This is a genomic window from Olleya sp. NP1-10, assembly GCF_055804415.1.
In genome coordinates, this window is record NZ_CM147840.1 from 2,653,647 (window position 1) to 2,674,545 (window position 20,899).

Annotated in this window: 24 protein-coding genes; 7 read left to right on the forward strand and 17 right to left on the reverse strand. The window is 29.1% G+C overall.

The annotated features are described in order from the left end of the window. Positions 1-57: 57 nt before the first annotated feature. Both AC0L4B_RS12345 and AC0L4B_RS12350 read left to right on the forward strand, forming a co-directional pair. Positions 58-204 (forward strand): hypothetical protein, encoded by a 147-nt coding sequence (locus tag AC0L4B_RS12345; RefSeq protein WP_473437188.1) that lies wholly within the window; start codon positions 58-60, stop codon positions 202-204. Then, positions 173-706, forward strand: coding sequence for a thiamine phosphate synthase (locus AC0L4B_RS12350; protein ID WP_473437189.1), 534 nt, complete (start codon positions 173-175; stop codon positions 704-706). The genes AC0L4B_RS12345 and AC0L4B_RS12350 overlap by 32 nt, the downstream gene beginning before the upstream one ends. On the opposite strand, the gene AC0L4B_RS12355 is transcribed toward AC0L4B_RS12350, so the two are convergent. Further along, complete coding sequence (locus tag AC0L4B_RS12355) at positions 707-1,348, reverse strand: helix-turn-helix domain-containing protein (RefSeq protein WP_473437190.1); 642 nt, start codon at positions 1,346-1,348, stop codon at positions 707-709. Next, positions 1,321-1,584 (reverse strand): AraC family ligand binding domain-containing protein, encoded by a 264-nt coding sequence (locus AC0L4B_RS12360; RefSeq protein WP_473437191.1) that lies wholly within the window; start codon positions 1,582-1,584, stop codon positions 1,321-1,323. Before AC0L4B_RS12360 ends, AC0L4B_RS12355 begins: the two co-directional genes overlap by 28 nt. Before the next feature lie 144 nt (positions 1,585-1,728). On the opposite strand from AC0L4B_RS12360, the gene AC0L4B_RS12365 reads away from it, so the two are divergent. The 3 genes from AC0L4B_RS12365 (at position 1,729) to AC0L4B_RS12375 (ending at position 3,886) form a co-directional block, all read left to right on the forward strand. Further along, positions 1,729-2,112: a DUF983 domain-containing protein gene (locus AC0L4B_RS12365; protein WP_473437192.1), complete on the forward strand. Its 384-nt coding sequence runs from the start codon at positions 1,729-1,731 to the stop codon at positions 2,110-2,112. A gap of 49 nt (positions 2,113-2,161) precedes the next feature. Continuing rightward, positions 2,162-3,064 (forward strand): EamA family transporter, encoded by a 903-nt coding sequence (locus tag AC0L4B_RS12370; protein WP_473437193.1) that lies wholly within the window; start codon positions 2,162-2,164, stop codon positions 3,062-3,064. Between the two features lie 540 nt (positions 3,065-3,604). After that, entirely contained in the window at positions 3,605-3,886 is a 282-nt protein-coding gene (locus AC0L4B_RS12375; protein WP_473437194.1) for a hypothetical protein, read from the forward strand. Positions 3,887-4,135: 249 nt separating this feature from the next. Here the strand turns inward: AC0L4B_RS12375 and nfsB are convergent, their stop codons facing one another. The 3 genes from nfsB to AC0L4B_RS12390 all read right to left on the reverse strand — a co-directional run bounded on the left by nfsB (position 4,136) and on the right by AC0L4B_RS12390 (position 7,135). Then, positions 4,136-4,795 (reverse strand): oxygen-insensitive NAD(P)H nitroreductase, encoded by a 660-nt coding sequence (gene nfsB, locus AC0L4B_RS12380; protein ID WP_473437195.1) that lies wholly within the window; start codon positions 4,793-4,795, stop codon positions 4,136-4,138. A gap of 217 nt (positions 4,796-5,012) precedes the next feature. After that, the gene (locus AC0L4B_RS12385) at positions 5,013-5,642 is read right to left on the reverse strand and encodes an alpha-ketoglutarate-dependent dioxygenase AlkB family protein (protein WP_473437196.1); all 630 of its coding nucleotides are present in this window, start codon (positions 5,640-5,642) and stop codon (positions 5,013-5,015) included. A gap of 5 nt (positions 5,643-5,647) precedes the next feature. Continuing rightward, positions 5,648-7,135: a BCCT family transporter gene (locus AC0L4B_RS12390; protein ID WP_473437197.1), complete on the reverse strand. Its 1,488-nt coding sequence runs from the start codon at positions 7,133-7,135 to the stop codon at positions 5,648-5,650. 178 nt (positions 7,136-7,313) lie between these two features. On the opposite strand from AC0L4B_RS12390, the gene AC0L4B_RS12395 reads away from it, so the two are divergent. After that, positions 7,314-8,210, forward strand: coding sequence for an AraC family transcriptional regulator (locus tag AC0L4B_RS12395; protein ID WP_473437198.1), 897 nt, complete (start codon positions 7,314-7,316; stop codon positions 8,208-8,210). On the opposite strand, the gene AC0L4B_RS12400 is transcribed toward AC0L4B_RS12395, so the two are convergent. Next, positions 8,146-8,961, reverse strand: coding sequence for an aspartate/glutamate racemase family protein (locus AC0L4B_RS12400; RefSeq protein ID WP_473437199.1), 816 nt, complete (start codon positions 8,959-8,961; stop codon positions 8,146-8,148). The genes AC0L4B_RS12395 and AC0L4B_RS12400 overlap by 65 nt on opposite strands. Before the next feature lie 305 nt (positions 8,962-9,266). Here AC0L4B_RS12400 and AC0L4B_RS12405 point away from each other — a divergent pair, with 305 nt between their 5' ends. Next, complete coding sequence (locus tag AC0L4B_RS12405) at positions 9,267-9,977, forward strand: hypothetical protein (RefSeq protein ID WP_473437200.1); 711 nt, start codon at positions 9,267-9,269, stop codon at positions 9,975-9,977. 72 nt (positions 9,978-10,049) lie between these two features. Here the strand turns inward: AC0L4B_RS12405 and AC0L4B_RS12410 are convergent, their stop codons facing one another. The 11 genes from AC0L4B_RS12410 to AC0L4B_RS12460 all read right to left on the reverse strand — a co-directional run bounded on the left by AC0L4B_RS12410 (position 10,050) and on the right by AC0L4B_RS12460 (position 20,874). Continuing rightward, positions 10,050-10,640, reverse strand: a complete 591-nt coding sequence (locus AC0L4B_RS12410; RefSeq protein WP_473437201.1) for a DUF6515 family protein — start codon at positions 10,638-10,640, stop codon at positions 10,050-10,052. A 230-nt stretch (positions 10,641-10,870) separates the two neighbouring features. Further along, positions 10,871-11,170, reverse strand: a complete 300-nt coding sequence (locus AC0L4B_RS12415; RefSeq protein ID WP_473437202.1) for a hypothetical protein — start codon at positions 11,168-11,170, stop codon at positions 10,871-10,873. Positions 11,171-11,302: 132 nt separating this feature from the next. Continuing rightward, the gene (locus tag AC0L4B_RS12420; RefSeq protein WP_473437203.1) at positions 11,303-12,031 is read right to left on the reverse strand and encodes a LytR/AlgR family response regulator transcription factor; all 729 of its coding nucleotides are present in this window, start codon (positions 12,029-12,031) and stop codon (positions 11,303-11,305) included. A gap of 3 nt (positions 12,032-12,034) precedes the next feature. Next, complete coding sequence (locus AC0L4B_RS12425; protein ID WP_473437204.1) at positions 12,035-12,868, reverse strand: sensor histidine kinase; 834 nt, start codon at positions 12,866-12,868, stop codon at positions 12,035-12,037. Between the two features lie 453 nt (positions 12,869-13,321). Next, a complete protein-coding gene (locus AC0L4B_RS12430; RefSeq protein WP_473437205.1) occupies positions 13,322-14,626 on the reverse strand; it encodes a YHYH protein in 1,305 nt (434 codons plus the stop codon). Between the two features lie 11 nt (positions 14,627-14,637). Then, entirely contained in the window at positions 14,638-15,237 is a 600-nt protein-coding gene (locus AC0L4B_RS12435; RefSeq protein ID WP_473437206.1) for a YbhB/YbcL family Raf kinase inhibitor-like protein, read from the reverse strand. Between the two features lie 13 nt (positions 15,238-15,250). Next, entirely contained in the window at positions 15,251-16,261 is a 1,011-nt protein-coding gene (locus AC0L4B_RS12440; RefSeq protein ID WP_473437207.1) for a hypothetical protein, read from the reverse strand. Positions 16,262-16,365: 104 nt separating this feature from the next. Then, positions 16,366-17,586, reverse strand: a complete 1,221-nt coding sequence (locus AC0L4B_RS12445; protein ID WP_473437208.1) for an ABC transporter permease — start codon at positions 17,584-17,586, stop codon at positions 16,366-16,368. Between the two features lie 2 nt (positions 17,587-17,588). Continuing rightward, complete coding sequence (locus AC0L4B_RS12450; RefSeq protein WP_473437209.1) at positions 17,589-18,332, reverse strand: ABC transporter ATP-binding protein; 744 nt, start codon at positions 18,330-18,332, stop codon at positions 17,589-17,591. Positions 18,333-18,338: 6 nt separating this feature from the next. Continuing rightward, positions 18,339-19,526 carry an efflux RND transporter periplasmic adaptor subunit gene (locus tag AC0L4B_RS12455; protein WP_473439442.1) on the reverse strand — a complete coding sequence of 396 codons (1,188 nt, stop codon included), beginning with the start codon at positions 19,524-19,526 and terminating at the stop codon, positions 18,339-18,341. A 28-nt stretch (positions 19,527-19,554) separates the two neighbouring features. After that, positions 19,555-20,874, reverse strand: coding sequence for a TolC family protein (locus AC0L4B_RS12460; protein ID WP_473437210.1), 1,320 nt, complete (start codon positions 20,872-20,874; stop codon positions 19,555-19,557). Positions 20,875-20,899: the final 25 nt, after the last annotated feature.

Sequence of the window (20,899 nt, forward strand, 5' to 3'; positions counted from 1 at the left end):
AATGTCATTTAGATTATAATAATTGTATTTTCGCAAAATTAATAAAGCTTTTTTACAATGGTAATACCTAAATTACATTACATCACTCAAGGTGACTCTCCTAAAATAATATTAGAAAACATTCAAAAAGCTTGTACTTCTGGAGCAGAATTAGTTCAATTAAATATTGAAAATGCTTCAGAAAAAAGTATTGAAAATTGCTAAAGAAGCTATAAAAATCACCTCTCATTTTCAGACTAGATTAATCATAAATAAGTTTTATAAAGTTGCAAAAACCATCAAAGCAGATGGTGTACACTTTAAAAATAAAGAAGACTTCACTCCTACTGTTAGACAACATTTATATACTTGGCAGATTATTGGTATTACTGCACATAACTTACAAGATTGTAAAACTGTTTTAAAAGCGCAAATAGACTATATTACCTTAAGCCCTTTTAAACAAAATGAAAAAAATAATCCAATTTTAGAGAGTTTAGGCTTAGACGGTTTTAAAACTATTATCGAAGCATTAGAGACTGAAACTCCAATTTTAGGTTTTGGTGAAATAACTACTGATGATATCAAACCAATTTTAAAAACTGGAATATCTGGTTTAGCTATTTCTTCAGCAATAACACAAAACTTTGATTCAATTAAAACTTTTAATACCTTGTTGCAAGCCTCTTCTACTCAAGAGCAAAGACATAGTTTTAAGTCACAATAATTACAATCTATGTTTTGCCCTGAACTCCAAAGCTGTAATACCAACTTTAGATTTAAATAATTTTGAGAAATGAGCATAATCATAAAATCCTAAAGTCTCAGCGGTTAGTGATAATGAATTTTTAGAATGTACTATTAATCGTTTTGCTTCTAATAAAACTCGATCTGTGATAAATTCAGAAGTTGTTTTATCTATTGTAGATTTTACAACTCGATTTAAATGTTTAGGAGTAATATTTAAAAGGTCTGCATAAAACTGTACAGACTTTTCTACTTTAAAATATAACTCTATATTTTGTTCCAATAGTCTTAAAATATTTAAATAAGAAGAAGAAGTACTAGTGGATTTAGATGCTTTTTCAGAATATAGTCTTGATAAATCAATGTATATCAAGTTAATTAAGCTTGCTGTTTTTTGAGTTTTAAAAACCATTTGACCATGAAACTCATCATTAATACTTTGAAAAATAGAACTCATTTTATCTAATTGATAATTTTCAAGTTGAAGTTTTGGAGTGTTTTCTAAAGAAAAATAAAAAGGGAATTCATTTAAATTAGTATTTATAATGTTAAGTTGAAAAAACTCCTGAGTATGAAAAAAGATAAATCCATTAACTAAACTTGTAAAATGCCAACGATGCATTTGTCCTGGACGTAAAAAAAGACACTTCCTTTGGTAACATTATAACTATTAAAATCTATTTCATGTGTACCATTTCCTTCTGTAAAACAAACACATAAATAAAAATTGTGACTATGAGGCTTATGTACAATTTTGGAATTTTGTTTTAAATGCACATTTAAATCATTACTATAAAAACTAGTTAATGCTTCTTGATTCTTAAATTGATTTATGTTTAAAACTGGTAACTTTTTCATATTATAAATGTCCTAAATATACAAAAAGTAGCAACATTGATACTATTTAATTACGAAGTGTATAAACTACTTTTATAAAGTAATATAAGCTAATATTAAAAAAGTTAAAGTAACAAAGCTAGTTTATTCAATTTTAGGTTAATAATGAGATTTTTAAAAGGAACAAAACTAAACAGTATACTATTAGGTAGTTGTCCTGTTTGTCAAAATGAAAGTATGTACACTGTAAATAATCCATACAAAGTTACAAGTACATTAACAATGGAAGAACGTTGTAGTCACTGTAATACCAAATATAAGATTGAACCCTCATTCTTTTTTGGAGCCATGTATGTTAGTTATCCTGTAGGTTTAATATTTGGAGCATTTTCTTTATTTATTTCTTATATGGTTTTAGAGTTTTCATTATTAACATCTTACATTATACTTGTTTTATTTATGTTACTATGTTTACCAATTATTTTAAGGCTATCTAGAAATATTTGGATCAATATTTTTATGCACTATGATAAAACCAAATCTGATTAATTTTATAAAAAAATAATCACAAAACATCACAATAAAGTATATTCGCGCCATGTGGATGTATTTAGGCTTATTAGCAGCACTTTTTTTAGGATTGCACAACTTGTGTAAAAAGCACGCAGTACAAGGTAACGAGGTGTTCCCTGTGCTTTTAGGGACTGTTTCTAGCGGATTTATATTTATTGCTGGATTTTATTTGTTTTCCATATTTAAACCTGAAAATGCGTTAAGTAATGGTTACAACTTTCAAGAAATAGATGCTGCAACACATGGTTTTATATTTATAAAGTCTATGATAATGGCTAGCTCTTGGGTTTTAGCTTATCAAGCTTTAAAACATTTACCGATAACTATAGTAACACCAATACGATCTGCTGGACCATTTTTTACTTTTATAGGTGCTATTTTAATTTATAAGGAAAGTCCAAATGCCTACCAATGGATTGGATTTTTTCTAATAATATTTTCGGTTATATTATATTCTAGAATTGGTAAAAAAGAAGGCATAAATTTTAAACGTAACAAATGGATTTTCGCCATTATTGGAGCTACTTTTTTAGGTGCTTCCAGTGGATTATATGATAAGTTTTTAATACAGAGTTTAAGTTTAAATCCGCAAACTTTACAATTTTGGTTTTGTTTATATACCATTTTAATTTTATTAGTAATCTTAACTATAACTTGGTTTCCGTATGCAGAAAAGCGCCAAGCATTCACCTTTAGATGGTCTATAATTGCTGTTGGTATTTTATTACAATCTGCCGATTATTTTTACTTTAAAGCGCTACAAGATCCTGATGCATTAATCATGTTACTTTCTGCTATAAAACGAAGTCAAATTATAATTGCTGTTGTTATTGGTGGACTAATTTTTAAAGAGAAAAATAAGAGACAAAAACTAATACCGTTAATTGGAATATTAATTGGTGTTGGATTAATTTTGTACACGAATTAAAAAGTTGATAGTAATTGTTAGTTCAAATATTAAACAATTGATTATATTTAAAATAAACAACTAAACCAACTTTCAAGCTTTAAATGTTTAACTTAAAATCAATTTATTTAAATTTTATTAAACAAAAAGGTTATATATATGATGTTTTATTTTATTTAAGTTTTGCAGTAACTATTTTAATTAGTGTTGTAATGGAAAAAAATACACTAATCTATTTTACACCTGTTGTAATTTTTACATTATTACTAAAATATATTAACCTAACTAAAGGTAAACCTAACTATTTGTTTGTAATAGGATTAATAGCAATTATTATTTCTGACATATTGACTTTTAGTGATTTTGATAAATTATTTTCGTGGATAAGTATATTAACATCTACTTATCTAATTTGTAGTAGTTTTATATTGAAACAATATATAAAGAAATCTAAATTAGAAAATATTTTGTTTTTATCTGTTTTAATTGGTCTACTATTGACAAGTTACATAATATATTCTGTATTAGATTTAATTATTGAACACCTAACAAAAAAATCTAGTGTACACTATTATAGTTACTTTTATATTAATTGGCTATGTTGTATCATGTGCTATTATTTATATAAACGACTATTATGATAATGCCACATTAATATTAACATCTGGCATATTTAGTATGTTTCATATTGCTTTAACATCAATTAACGAGTTTGTATACTTCTCACAAACCTTTACCGTTTTGATTACCATAACTCACATTGCATCAATATATTTATGCATGAAGTTTATAGCTGAAACAAAAATTATTCAAAAAGAAAATTTAAAAAAGAAATACTTCTAATCTGTATTTTTTAAAATACGTTATGTAATCTCTTTTTATAAATCAATTTTATAGATGTTCAAAAAATATTGTACCAATTACTCTTTAATTTTTTCATTAATAGCGACTCTCTAAAAATTAATAAGCTTATGTTTATTGTTATATGCTTAGATTTAGTAAACACAAAGAGCAACCAAAGTAATTTGGTTGCTTCTTTGTGTTAATCATAATATTACATCTTATAATTAAAATTTAAAAAACCAATACTATTTATATTTCAGTAAATAATTCGCTTTCGGCTAATCTAGATTTTGGTGTTTTGTCTGTTGAATTAAAGTCAGATTCGGCTCTGTAACCTATAGAAACAGCAACTAAAGCTGTGAAACCTTTTTCTCTTAACCCGAATTCTTCATCTAGTGCTTTTACATCAATACCTTCCATTGGTGTAGCATCTATACCTAAACTGGCAACACCTAATAAAAAGCTACCAATGTTTAGATACACTTGCTTTTCCATCCAGTGTTGTTGATCTTTTAAATCATACTTATGTATACCTGCAAACGCTTTAACAGCACCTAGAAATCCGTTTTTTATATCTTCATTTGGAAATCTTCCATTTTTATCTTCAGTATCTGCAATATGTTGGTAATACGGATCATCTGCATCCGTTTTTACACAAAACAAAACTACTGCAGAAGCATTAGTTACTTTAGGTTCGTTAAAACTGAAGAAGCCTTGTGTTCCTTTTGCAACACGTGCTTTACCTTCTGTAGTTTCAGCTACTATAAAATGCCAAGGTTGTAAGTTCACACTCGATGGGCTCATTCTTAATAAGTTTTTGATTTCAGCCATATCTGCATCCGATATTTTTTTGCTTGCATCGTATTCCTTAGTTGTGTATCTCCAGTTTAAAATTTCTTTTAAATTCATTTGTATGTGTTTTTATGAGTTGATTAATAATTACACAGCAAAGGTATGTACACATACATCTTTTTTTAGTGTACAAAAAAAGGTAATACAGGTACAAAAAGAGGTTTATTTGTGGTTTTTTCTTAAAATTTTCCTAAAACGGGTAAAAACAACAGTTTTTTGACGCTTAAACGTACATTAACTAAATGCTAAACCTTTATTAATACAAGATTAAAATCTAATTAATCCATCTAAAAGTTAGATTTATTCTAGGCTGAATTTGTTTTTTTGTTTTAGGTATCTTGTGTTTCCAATTTTGTTGAGTAGCGCCTTGCATGAGTAATAAACTACCATGAGCTAGAGGAATATCTACACGTTTTAAATCTTTACGAGAGACGTGTTTTAACTGAAACGGTCGCGTTTCTCCAAAAGTAACAGAAGCAATAATAGTATTTTTGCGTTGCTCACCTTTATAATCTTGATGCCAATCTACACTATCATTTCCATCTCTGTAATAGTTAAGTAAACATCTCGTAAATTTAACGTCTACCTCCTGCTCTATGCGTTGTTTAATGAAAAGTAAATCGTCATTCCATAAATGTATTTTGCTTTTAGTTTTGGTGTACGTTACATCTTTTTCCTCATTACCAAACCACGCAGTTAATCTTGGATAATCAATTAATTTTCCATGAATTGTAATTTGCTCTTGTTGCCAAGGCGTGTTTTTTAGTAAAGTTTTATACAATTTATTGCTTTCTTCTATAGTGAAGAAATTTTCGAATAAAGTAACATCTGCTCCTGGTAAATCGTATATTGTTTTACGGACTTCTTCAGTAGAAAATAAATCGGGTTGATTAAATGTTTTCATATTAGCTAACCTTTCTTATAAACATCTTTTAAAAAGAAGAAAAACATAACCACAATAAAGAATGCAAAAGGCAACGAAGTGATAATTAGCAAGCGTTGTACTGCTTCTAAAACATTAATATTTGCTTTTATATTACCTAAAAACACTAAAGCGATTGTTGCAATTAAAATGAAGACTGACCAAATGACACGATGTAATTTATTTGGGTTTTTACGACCTTGATCTGTAAACATACTGAGTACAAAAACAGCAGAATCGACTGAAGTTATAAGAAAACTGATTAATAAAAATATCGAGGTAATATTTAAAACGGTAGCAAACGGATACTGCTCGAAAAACACAAAAATAGAGCTGAATACATTTCCGAATTCGTTGTTATACGCTCCCCAAGTTTCAATTAAATTAAAAGCTGAAGTTCCAAAAACCGAAAACCAAAAGAAAGTTCCGATGGACGGAATAATCAACACACCTAATAACAATTGCCTTATTGTTCTTCCTTTAGAAATACGTGCAATAAAAATACCTGTAAAAGGTGCCCAAGCTAACCAAAAAGCCCAATAATAAAAGGTCCAACCGGTTAAAAATTCTAAACCAGGATTGTAATCTCCAAAAGCTAAACTTAAAGGAATAAAATCTATGATATAATAAAATGTTGCTTTGCAAAATGATAATAAACTCACTTGCATATTATTGGTTACAAACACAAAAATCAAGATTAACGATGTGACAATAATATTGACTTTAGAAAATATCTTAATACCTTTATTTACACCTTGCCACGCAGAATAACAGGCAACTGTAGCAATAAAAACACAAAGTAAAATAGTTGCTGATAGTCCAAAACTATTATTAAACATATGGTTAAGTCCACCATTAATTTGTGTTGTCCCTAAGCCAATTGCAGCAATTAAACCAAAAACCGTTGTAATTATTGTTATAACGTCTACTCCATTTTTAACACTTTTATTTTTTATATGATCTTCTATTGTGGCACTTATTCGCACTTTCTTTTTCTTTACATGTAAAGCATAACCAACAACTACAGCAAAAAGTCCATAAAATGCCCAAGCAGTAAATCCCCATTGATAAAAAGTGAATTCTAATGCCAAAATATTATTAGATAAATTAGATTTAAATGGTGGATTTTGTTGCATAAAAACGGGTTCTTGTACTGCACGTAGCAATATACCAGAACCCATTCCTGCACTATATAACATAGCAATCCAAGACCAAAGCGAGTATTCAGGTTTGGTATTTGGTTTTCCTAATTTTATCTTCCCGTATTTTGAAAAAGCAAGAGCAAATAATGCTAAGACACAAGCTAAACCTAAGTATAAATAAAAATATCCAAAATAGTTTCTAACCCATAAAGAAGCACGATCTATAGCGTTGTAACTAGCTTCGGTTGCAAAAAACACGATGAAACTACAAACAAAAATAATGCTTATAGAAACGGTTAAAATACTATGCTTTTTAATATATTTTAAATACAAAAGATATGTTTTTATGTAAAAATAGACATTTATAAGTTAAACCAATTCTAGAAACTTAAGGTGTTAAGGTAAATAAAAAGGATAATTATGTACTTTAAAAGGTTTTAATATCGAATTAACAGTAATTAAATGAATATTTATCTAGATTTACACTTGATTATTCATAAAAAATATAATTATGCAAGTATTAGAAGCTTATAAACCTTTTGAAATACAAGAAATAGAATTAAAAACTTGGAAACAACGTCCTGTTAAAAATAATTTCTTCGAACTGGTTTTAATACAAGATGGAGAAGGTACACAGTGCATAAATTATAACGATTATAGTTATACAAAAGACAGTATATTTTTATTGCCACCTTTAAAGTGTCACTCTTTTACTATTGTAAAACCAACGCGTTTTGTGTTTTTAAAATTTACAGATTCGTTTTTTAAAAATGTAAATAGAATAAATATTGATAGAAACGAATGGTTTAAAGAAGCTTCATACATTTTGTCTAATTACAATCAATTACCTGGTGATATTATTAAAAATGAAATTGATAGAAGCCATTTAACTAGTTTGATTAGCATGATTTTGCAAGAGTCTAGAAATCACGAAAACACTTCGGCAAACCTTGTTACCAGCCTAATGAATAGCGTTTTAGAGTTGTTAATTAGAAATATTAAAAAGAGTCGTTATTACGAAGTACCAAATCATAGTAATGACGACAGAATTACTAAAATGCTAACTTATATAAACGAAAACATTGACAAAACAGAACTGCTTAAAATTGAAAATTTAGCAGATGTTTTTATGATGTCTTCAACTTACGTTAGCGAATTTTTTAAGAAACAAGTAAACATGTCGTTACGCGAATATATTATAAAAGCGAAGCTAAAATTAGTTGAAATTCGTTTATTGAATTCCGATTTTACATTAACACAAATTGCTGATGAATTGGGTTTTACAGACGTTAGCCATTTGTCTAAAACTTTTAAACGTTACGCTGGAACTTCTATACGTGAATTTAAAAATAATGGAGAGTATATGATGTTGAAACGTGGTAGTTGCTCGCCCAAAATAAGCGTTTAACTAATTGTTCCATCTTTTTAGATTCTCTAATTAAAGCACTTGCTAAAACGGTTGTAGCATCAATTATTAAACTATCTTCAATTTTTTCGTATTGGATGGCTAACGGAATTTCAGTGCAACCCAAAATCACAGCTTGTGCTCCTTTTCTTGACAAATAGGTCGCTGCCATACTTAAGTTTTCTTTTGCCTTTTCATTTACAGGATTTGAAAAAGCTTTAATACCGTAGGATGTATCATAAATTGATGGATGTACAAATAAATCCTGAATATCTTCAGAAGGTTGAATAACCTCAATGTTATATTTAGACAAAACTTCAGGATATACTTTTGCTAGAATAGTTCCTGTGGTACCTAAAACTCCGACTTTATTAATTTCTGGATGCTTTGTGGAAATATAAAGCCCTACTTCTTCAATTAAATTGACTAAAACACAAGATTCAGGAATACTTTTTTCAATTAAATTTAAAATAGGTTTGGCGTGAGCTGTATTACAAGGAATACCAATAATAGAAGATCCACTTGCTATTAAAGAGGCTATAATTTCTGCTATAGCTATACCAGGATTAGTATCGGTTTCTCCTAAAAGAAATTTTGTTCTATCAATAATTTTATGAGGCACAGACAACATTGAAACTGGTAAATGGTCTTGATCTGAAGTTGCTTCGGTTAAATCGTACACCTTTTTTATTAAGTCGATTCCTGCGTAGCTACCTACTCCACCAACTATACCAATCATTTTGTTTGTCATCATAAGTACTTTCTTTAAGTTATAAAGAATAAGCCACCAAATTAAAGGCCTTTAATTGAAAATCTTTCTTAATATTATCGTAATTTTTGAATTAAATTCTTTGAGTCTATTAATTACTATTCTGAAGTAATTTTTATAAAAGATTAATTTTGAAAATCAGAAACTTAAAAAACATAATATCAAATAAATACACTTACATACCGTATCTTATGATAGTTAAAGATTGATTCTAAATTAAAATTAACTTAATTTATTGCTAAGTAAATATTTATATTTGATTGTATAGATTTATTCATTTATTGATACTAATGCTAAAAACTAAACTTCCAATTTTTGACATACTGTTTGTTATTGCTTTATTTATTGCGGTTGGCATGAGCCTAACAATGGAAAAAAGCAATTTATTATATATTTGTCCGGTAGTTATAGTTACAATATTTTTAAAATACATTAGCGTTGTTAAAACAAATGTTAATCCATTATTTTTAACAGCTCTAGTAGCTTTATTTAGCATTAATTTTTTGACATTTTACTCTTTTGATGACTATTTTGGGGTAATATGCTTATTAACCTCTCTATATTTAATATTATATACGTTTTTATTAAAAAAATATTTAATTCATAGTAAATTAAAGTCTTTACTAACTATACCATCTGTAATTGGAGGTTTTTTAGTCGTTTATATAACCTATGCTGTTATCGAGTTATTATTAGATAAAATCCCTAACAGTAGTCAGATTTACATGTTTATTTGTGCTATATCTGTTTTGGTATATGCAGTCACTTTTGCAATTGTCTATCATAATAATAATTACAAAAACGGAACTATTTTACTTGCATCAGGATTATTCTCTTTGTTTCAAATTGGATTATCGCCAATAAATGAATACTTTTTTCACAACCAAACTTTTACAGTTATAAATATTATTTGCCATTATGTAGGTGTTTATTTGTTTATGAAATTTATTTCTGAAACTAAACCAGTGGATCCTAAAAACATTAAAAAACAATATTTTTAAAATAGAAAAAAGGATAACTTTTACATTATCCTTTTTTCATGTTACAAATCAATCAACCAAAATCAAACGTAACTATTCCATCTCAATAATACCAACAACTTCATAAGCTCTGGTACCATCTACTTGAACTTTCTCGTATAAAATATTTGCATATTCATAGAAGGTTTCATTATTAACAACAACCTTTTCATAATCATCTGGTAACTCATAAACTATAGTACCAATTTCTGGATCTACAACTTCGTATTCATTATTTATTTGAATATAAAAGACACCATGCGCATTGTAATAATTATGATTATTAAAATTTACTCTTTTATAATTTACTGGTAACGTTTTAATTTTAAATCCAACTTTTGGAGCTATAACGATATAACGACCTCTAGACTGTGTATAATACTTATTATTAGCGTAATAATAATTTTGACCTTTATAAGGTACCACTGTTCTGTTAGGTACTGTTCTTACCGAAGCTACTTTTCGCTTGGGTGTTTTATATGTTACTTTTGTGCTTGGTACACGCTTAGCAACTGTACGTTTAGTAGTTGTTGTTACTTTCTTATTACTTGTTTTAGTAATTCTTTTTGTTTGCCCTATTACCTGTGTTGTAAATGCCACCATAAATAACGATGGTAAAACAAATGTTTTTATAAATGTTTTCATGCTTTTTAAAATTTAAAGGTTAAACTTCTTTTTTCAATATTAAGACTTCTTTTAACATTGATAGTTTAAAGGTATTTGTATTATTCTTTATAAAAAAATAAATAGACAGTTGCTTAAATTGTATCTACCAATTAAAAGATTGTATAGATATATGCGGTAAGAAAACAAGTAAAATAAAAAAAGACATGCTATTATAGCATGTCTTTTTTTATAAAAGGAGGTTTTATCTTTTATTTTAATAAACCTAATAAACCTGTTAATTCTGTAAGATTTAAACTAGAATTATTATCGGTATCTAATGTGTTGAAGTTATCTGAAACAGAACCTATTGCTTCTGTAGAACTAATTGCCTCATCATTATTACTATCTAATAAAGTAAAAAGACTTGATATTTGCTGTACTGTAGAATTAGAGCTTAAAGAACTTAATAATGTTGCTGCGTCTGAAATATTTGATGTATTCATATTTTTTACACTATTACAACTTAATATTGTTGAAGCTAAAGCTAATGATAATATAATTTTTTTCATGATTTATATCTGTTTTATTAATTACTGTGCAAAAGTATTTCTTATTTATTAAATAGAAAAAACAATCTACAAACACTTATAATTTCTATACCATTTAAGTAAATGTATAGACGAAACTAGAACTATGCGCTTTTAAAGAGAATTATTATTGATGAATTCTAAAAATTTTGGTTTGTAATGTTCTGAAACTGTTATGCGTTGCTCATTTATTATTATTTGGCTACGTTCAATAACATCAATATTATTTAGAGATACTATAAAAGAACGATGTACGCGCATAAATTGTGATTCTGGCAATTCCTCTTCTAAAGATTTTAAGCTCATCAAAGTTAAAATAGCTTTAGGGTTGTCTTTTAACCAGATTTTGATATAATCCTTTAAGCCTTCAAAATATAAAACATCTGCAAGCTTAATGCGTAATTGTTTATATTCTGATTTTACAAAAAGAAATTCTTTTTCTTCAGAAACTAAAGGCTGCTTCTTTCCTTTTACTAATTCAAACCAAGTGTTAGCTTTATTTGCAGCTGCAAGAAACTCCGCATAATCAAAAGGTTTTAAAAGGTAATCTATAGCTTCTACTTTAAAACCTTCTAAAGCATAATGATCGAAGGCTGTAGTGAAAATTACTCGTGTTTCCTTAGGAAGCATTTTTGAGAATTCAATACCTGTTAAATCTGGCATTTGTATATCTAAAAAAAGTAAATCTACTGGTTCTTTTTTTATAAATTCCATAGCTTCAATAGCGCTACTACACTTCTTTTTTAGCTCAAGAAATGGCGTTTTTTCAACATAACTTTCTACTAAATTAAGTGCCATAGGTTCATCATCTACAACAATACATGTTATTTTTTTAGTACTCATTTTTTAGCTTGTTTCGATTTCTAAATGTACTAAAAAACGATCAGCTTTTAGTGTTGTTTTAAACTCATGTTTATTAGGGTATAATAACTCTAAACGTTTTACTATGTTTTGTAACCCTATACCAGAACCGCTTTTATCTTGGGTAAGTTTTGGGTAATTATCGTTTTCTATGTTAAAAGTAACTGTATTTTCAGAGCAAGTCATATCTATAGATATTAAACTTTCATTACTTGCAGACACACCATGTTTAAAAGCATTCTCGATTAAGGATATAAATAATAAAGGCGCAATTTTTATACCTGTTTCTTTTACAGGAAAACTATAATTAACTACTGTTTTATCTGAAACACGTAGCTTCATTAAGTCTATATATTTTTTCATAAAATCGATTTCCTTTGATAAAAGAATAGATTCCACATTCGTTTCATACAACATATAACGCATTAATTTACTTAAACTATGAATAGATGTTTTCGCTTGATCTGGCGAAATATCTACCATAGCATATATATTATTTAAAGAATTAAAAAAGAAATGTGGTTGTAATTGATAGTGTAAATGTTGTAACTCAGATTGTAGTTTAAAATTTGCAGCTTCTTTTCGTTGTGCTTCTGTTTTAACCCAACGTTGGGTACTTTTAAGAGCAATTGCAAAAAATAATGGAGCCATATAGGTTAATATTTGGATGTAAATAGCTATTCTAAATGGTGGCTCTGTTCTTCTAGTATTTTCTAATCGTTTTTTTACTAATTGCTGAAAATAATGGTCTTCGATATATTCTTTTAGAAACAAGAAAAATAGCACTAACACTAAATTTATTATGATAAATTGTAGCATTTTTTGGAAACAAATAGCGATCTACTAATTCAAAATAATTAAGGTAGAAGATTATTGCTGAAAAAAACAATGGAATCCAGAAGTGTGCTTTAACCCTATCCAATTCTTGATCTTGTCCATAAGACAACAAGTAAGGCAAGCAAAATAATGTTAGCCATACAAGAATATGTAAAGAGATTGTAATGGTTTTATTTTTATACATAAAATTCTAATTTATTAATCTTATCTATCTAATTTTTACACAGTGCATACTATTAATGCTATAGTGATAACTTTTAGGATAATAATCTCAAGTAAATATTAATTAAGATACCAATCAAAGGTAAATTTTATTATTGTTTATTTTTAATGTTATTGATGATTTGGATGATTTACTATACCAATACAAGGATTTTAACGATGAAATTTTCTAGTATTTAATTAAAATACTTTAACCGTAATGGAGCATTTTTTTTACTTTCTTTTGTAAATAGAATTTGTTGATGTTCCATCTGAATTTATAAATTCGTAATTATAATTCCCATTAGTATCCCAACCATAATTTATACTGTAAATACTTGTATCTATTTTATATTTTAGAATGAATTGGTTTGTTTCCATGTTTTTAAAACTAATAATTTCTGCACCACGTAAAGGTCTTAAATCTGGTCTCACTCCTCTTGTTTTGGCTTGAGGCATAATTTCATTTTCTGGAGCTTTTGTTTTAGGATTTATTTTTACTTTACCTTTCATGGCTGCAATTAAATAAGGATATTCTTTAACTGCGTGATACTGATATGTACTATCTGATGTAAATCGTCCTAAATTTTCGTCTAATGCTTCATTAGTTTCTCTAAACACTGGAAAGCCATCTAAGGCATACGCAATAGGTTTATTACTTCCTACTTTAGCTTGTAAATGTGTTGGTGGTAAATGATAATGATAATCGTCTGCTCTTCCGCAATGTCCTCCCCATTTATCTAATTCTCCTATAACATTAGCATCTTCTCCTCTATTATTTAAAGGATTAAATATTGGAATGCCATTTGCTCCAATAGCAATAGCTCCTTTCATAAAATTATTTTTTGTAGATAAAGATTGTTCTGCGAGTTCTGGTTGTAACGGAATTGCCCAAGCATTGTCTCCAGAGTAATCGTGATTAATAGGTACTTGTTGTTGCCAATTGGTAATACCCGTCATCATTTCGTGGTCTGGTATTCCATTTGATTCTACGTAAAAATAGTTATCATCATAACGTGTATTTACTTTATCAAACACTCCAAAAACAGCTTCTAAATAAGATGTATTATTAATTGCCATTTTTATGGCTTTAGAAGAAACTTTAGCTTGACAAGCTACTAAAACAATAGATATTCCAATAAGACTATAAGTAACAATTTGCACCCGATTCCCTTTTTTAAGGCTGAATAGCGTCCATAGTAAAACAACAAAACCCAAAAAGATTAAAATTTGAGAATAATTTACAATTAATAATTGCTCTGTTTTCTGTGTACTGTTTATGTTATGAATCCAGTTTGATTTATTTAAAATGTATTGCTGCTCATTATTTGTGAACTCAGAAATATTAAAAGTTACAACTTGGTGTTCGGCATTCATTAAATAAACATCTTCCTTTATTTTTTCTATAAAATCTGCTTTTAGGTTTTTTTCAGAATTTATAAAGTGCCATACTTTCATTGTAGTTTTATGTCCATGCTCGTGCGCATAAATACTAGTCGTAAAAAAATGAATTAGTAGTAATAAAATTAGTTTTTTCATGGCTATTTATATTAATCTATAAAATCTAAAGTTGTTCTGTCTATTATGGTAACTTCCGAAATGGCTTCTATAATAGTATCATAATTAACTTCTAATGAATTTGATTTAGGAAGTGATTTTGGTGTTTCAGATAGTGCAAATAATGCAATAGTGTATTCATGAGCTCCTGGTCCATGCGAGCATGGCGAAGTATAAGAAATAGCTGTTCCGTCTTTATTAGAACCCATAAACCAATTTGGATTATTCGCCATTTTATAAGGGATTTTAGTAATACTTGGATCTATATCCCATAATAACAAATAAGAATTCACTTCACTTTTATCTTCTTTCTTTGGGTAATGATACATTATTATGGCAAGAGAATTTGTGCCTTCAGGAACATTAGACCAAGAAAGTGGTATTGAGTTCTCAACATCATTTACTTTTTTCTCACATTTATATGCTTCTAATAAAAATCCGTTTTTAACAGCTTTACTTGTTAATTTAAAGTCAGGATTAACTGTTTTAAAATCTTCATAATTATTTGCAACTTTACTTTTATTGCTACAAGAAACACTTAAAAACAATAGTAATAATAGCGATGAAAGTTTGTTTACATTATTTATAATCATATATCAATTCTATTTATTTAACTGTATATCTAACTAAAACTTCATTGTCTAAAATCACATTAGTGGACCATATAAATTTTGCATCTTCCTCAGGAGCATCAAAAATAGATGTAAAATTAATGTAAGCTGGTTTATTATCTACACCAATGGTTTCATTGGTAAACGTAGTTGCATTTGGCCAATTAGAATCATCAAAATTTGTATGCATCCAATCCTTTGGTAATGCCCAATGTAAAGCGTAGAAAGAAGCCCCATCTTGTCCTCCATTGGTATCACAATTTTGTGAATACCTATAGTTTCCGGTTTCTGTAACACAACTTAAATCTTTTATTGGTGCAGTGTAAAACGTCTGTGCTTTCCAGTTTTTATTTGTGGTTGCAATAATTTTGTTTTGCTCATCTTTAATTACTGCTACCATTCCACCATCTCCATTATGGAAAGCTTTACCTCTATTAGCTTCGCAACCAATACCAAGTTCTTCTTCCCAATCCACTAATTTCATTGCTACTGTAAACGGTTTCTGAACTTTAAATTTTACAATACTTGAGTTAAATTGTGTAAAAGGCACATTGTCTTTTCCTACGGGAACACCATTAATATACATTTCGAAGTAATTATCGGCAAAAACATAAGCTGTAAAAACTGTACCATCACTATCTATTTCAATAATTTTAGAAGCATCAAAATGAGATAATGCTTCTTCTGCTGTTGCATAATTTTTACCTTCGCAAGCATTAAATAAATCACCTGAACTTGGAAAGTTTTCATTTGTGAAATTTGTCTGCGCAGGTACAATCCATTGTTTACCATCTGTAGACATAATTTCACCAACATCTGTCTTTCGTCCACGTTCACAAGAATAAAGATCTTCAACAATAGTAGTTGCTATACCTTGAGTTACACTTGCCGTTCCTTTGTAATTTGTAGCTTTAGTAGTACTTGCAACTTCATTTGTTTTTGTTTTATTTTCTTTACAGCTAACTATTAATAATGCTATTATTAGCAAACGACATATCTCTCTCATTGGTTAAGTTTTTATTGTTTTAATGCTTACTTTAAAAATACTTCTATCCGATTTAAATTATTACAATTATTTTTCTATAATTCTATTTTAGAATCGTATTAAATTTACTCGTAGCGTAAAGCTGTTATAGGATCTAAAGCCGATGCTTTTCTTGCAGGATACCATCCAAAAAAGATACCTGTTACAGCACATACTGCAAACGAAATTACAATAGAATACATGGCAACGCTTGTAGGCCAATTTAAGAATTTTTCTATAAATACAGTTGCGCCTAGTCCTAATAAAACACCTAAAATTCCTCCTGTAATACTTATTAAAATAGCTTCTATTAAAAATTGCATTAAAATATCAGAACCTTTTCCACCAACTGCCATTCGCAATCCAATTTCTTTGGTACGTTCTTTTACAGATACATACATAATATTCATAATTCCTATACCACCAATTAATAACGATATACTAGCTACTGCAACTAATAAAACAGTAAGCATTTCACTGGTAGAACTAAATGTAGAAATTAACTCTTCCATAGAACGTACACTAAAATCATCTTCTTCATTATCCAATAATTTATGTTCCGTTCTTAAAATTTCGGATACTTGAGTTACTGCTGCTGGTGCATCATCTTCGCTAATTGCAGAAGCTATTATTTGGTTTAGATGATCTATTGCCAAAATACGTTTTTGTACGGTTGTGTATGGGGCAACCACAACATCATCTTGATCTTGACCAAAAGTGTTTTCGCCTTTTTCTTCTAAAACACCAATCACTTTAAACGGAATATTATTAAAACGAATCATTTGCCCTACGGGTTCTTGACCATCAGGAAACACGTTTTCTACCACAGTTTGACCAATTACTGCAACTTTAGAAGCAGCAGTAACTTCGGCATCTGTAAACATACTACCACTTTGTAAACCAACAACCTTAATATCTAAATACTCAGGATTTACGCCATAAATTGAAGAAGGCCAGTTGTTAGAACCGTTAATAACTTGACCTGAACCATTTACCACAGGCGTTATGTAGCTAAGCAAATTAGATTGTTCTTTTATAGTTTTATAATTATCAAGTGTTAACGTTTGTACGTCACCACCACTACCTCTTGCTGGACCTCTGCTATCTGCTCCTGGCTGTATCGTTATCATATTAGATCCCATGGCAGAAATAGTTGTACGTATGCTCTCTTTAGAACCTTCTCCAATGGCTAGCATCGCAATTACAGAAGCTACACCAATGATAATACCTAACATGGTAAGCAAGGTTCTTGTTTTATTAAGAATAATTGCTTTTGTTGCTATTTTAAATAAGTTTAATAGTCTCATAATTAATGGTCTTGTTTAGGTAATTTAGCTAATTCATCTGCTGCAGATTGTATGTTATGATTTTTATAATCTTGCATAATTTCTCCATCTTTTAACACAATAGTTCTACTACTAAATGTAGCAATATCAGGTTCGTGCGTAACAAATGTTATAGTAATACCTTGTTTATTTAATTCTTGAAATAACGACATAATCTCGTAAGAAGTACGCGTATCTAAATTTCCTGTAGCTTCATCTGCTAAAATCATAACTGGATTATTAACTAATGATCTAGCAATAGCTACACGTTGTTGCTGTCCTCCGGATAGCTGTGCTGGTGTATGATGTAATCGTTGACCTAATCCAACCATTTGTAAAGCTTTAATAGCACGTTCTCTACGTTCTTCAGACGAAACTTTACTGTTGTACAACAATGGAAGTTCTACATTTTCAATAGCAGATGTTCTTGCTAATAAATTATAGGATTGAAAAATAAAACCGATCTTTTCATTCCTAATAGTTGCTAATTGATTCCTGTCTAAATCTTTTACGCTAACCCCATCAATCTCATACAAACCAGAAGTTGGCTGGTCTAAACATCCTAAAATATTTAGCATCGTACTTTTACCAGAACCACTAGATCCCATTATGGTTACAAACTCACCTTCGTTAATATCAAACGAGATACCCTTAAGCGCATGAACCGTTTCTGTTCCCATGGTAAATTCGCGCTTTAAATCTTGTATTTTAATAATTTCTTTACTCATGGCTTCTTATTTTTTTCTGTTACCTCCTGGACGTTGTGGCATAAATGGGCTTTCACTTTTTTCTGAAGTTTCTGCTTCTGATTTAGATACTGCTTTTAAACTGTATACTAATTTATCGCCTTCGTTAACACCACTTAAAATTTGAACATTAACTCCATCGCTAGCACCAAGTGTTACTACTTTAGATGTAATAGCTCCATTAGATTCTAGCACCCAAAGTGTTTTACTTTCTCTTGATCTTTCAGTAGTATTTGCCTCTAATTTATGTTGTTGATTATACGTTGTAAAAGTTTCTCTCTCTGGTTTAAAATTAATAGCTTTAGCTTCTGCTGTTAGTACATTATTTAACTCTAATGTGAAAATAGAAATGGTAGCTGTTAAACCTGGTTTAAGTTTTAAATCTTCATTTTCTGCCTTAATAACTACAGTATAAGTCACTACATTAGAGGTTACTGTAGGATCTAAACGGACTTGAGTTACTATACCATTAAACGTTTCTCCTATGTAGGCATCTACGGTAAACTCTACACGTTGTCCTTCTATAACTTGTCCTATATCTGCCTCATCTACATCTGCTTCTACTTGCATTTCTTTTAAATCTTGTGCAATAGTAAATAAGGTGGGTGTACTATAACTTGCAGCCACTGTTTGTCCTTCTTCTATATCTCTAGACAAAACCACACCATCTATAGGAGAGTAAATATTAGCATATCCTAAATTTGTTATTGCTGATTGTAAATCTGAATAACGTTGTGTTACCGTACCTTTTGCTGTTTGATAAGCATATGCAGCATCATCAAAATCAGATTTACTAATTACTTGATTATCGTATAATGTTTTTTGTCTGTCGTAAATTGTTTTAGTATAATTTTTCTGACTAATTGCATTATCATAAGCCGCTTGTGCTTGCGTTTTTGACGCTTGTAAATTAGTTTTATCTAGCTCTGCTATAAGTTGCCCTTCTTTAACAACACTGTTATAGTCAACATAAATTTTCTCTACCACACCAGAAACTTGTGTACCAACATCTACTTGGTTGATCGGTTCAATAGTTCCGGTAGCAGTTACCATTGTAGTTACATTTGCTTTTTTTGCTGTAACTGTTTTAGCTTCTATTATTATGGCGTTATCACTTTTTAAAAAGCTGTAACCACCAATTGCAATCGCAATTAATACGATGCTACTTATTATGATGTTTTTTTATTTTTCATGACTTTGTTGATTAAATTTTAATATCGTTTCCTTGGTAAAACTGTAATAATTCGTGGTATAAAATATTTAAGTATTTAGACTGTAAATAGTTTTGTTGTGCATTAGTGTATGTATTTTGACTTATTACTAAATCTGTTGTACTTAAAGCACCTAACTCGTATTTTTTTTGTGCTAGTTTATAACTTTGCGATGCTGCTTCTTTTGATGCTTCTGCAGCTATTACTTGTTCTTGTGCTGATACTGCGTTTTGATAAGCAGCTGCTACTTTTTTATACACTTCTTTTTCTGTTGTTTGTTTCTGTATTTGTGCTTTTTCTATGTTAATTGATGCTGTTTGTACAGCTGCTTTAGTTTGATTTCTGTTAAAAATTGGTATGGACAATGACAATCCTAATTTTTGATTGAAATTAATATCAAATTGATCTGAAAATGTATTAGTATCAACACTTGTGTAACCAGATCCAATACTTCCTGTTAATGATAAGGTTGGTAAAAAACCTCCTTTAGCTATATCTAACTCTTTTTCGTTGGCGGCTATATTTAAATTGCTTGCTTGTACTTCTGGTAAAAAACCTATTGCGTTATTGTATAATTGATTTTTATCAATGTTTAGGTTAATTAAATCCATGTTTTCATCAATGGTTTCAATTTCTATATCTTCTAGAGGAGATAATTCTAATAATTGCTTAAGTTGAATGATATATTGCTGGTAATTATTTTTAGCAGATATTACATTATACTTATTGGTTGCTGCTTGACTTTGTGCTTCTGTATAATCTCCTAAAGCAATGGTACCTACATCTAATCTAGCCTTTGCACGTTGTACTTCTTTTTCAGATGCAACGACATTATTTTCTGCAATAGCAATACTTTCTTTACTATAAAGTGTTTGTAAATACACTTCTAAAATGTTTAAAACAATATTATTTTTTTCGACTTCTTCTAGAAAAATACTCTGCTCTAATAAAATCTTGTTTTGCTTGATTTGGTTGCTAAGTTGATTACCTTGAAATAAAGTCATCGAACTATTAATACCAACATTTGTACTATGGATTTGATCTGTAACATAATCGCTTGTAATTGGATCGATAGTACTTCCATTTGAAAAACTTTGCGATGCACTACCAAATAAATTAGGTAGTCTAGATGACTTAGCTTTGCTGTAATCTACTTCGGCAAGGTCTTTATCTAAAGCGGCATCTTTTACCGTAATATTATGCTCAATTGCATAATCTATACAATCTTGAAGCGACCAAATTTTAGTTGATGTTTCTTGAGCAAACGACAGTTGCACAAAAAATAAACTGATGATGATTAAATATAATTTCATTTTAAAAGGTATTTAAATTCTACAC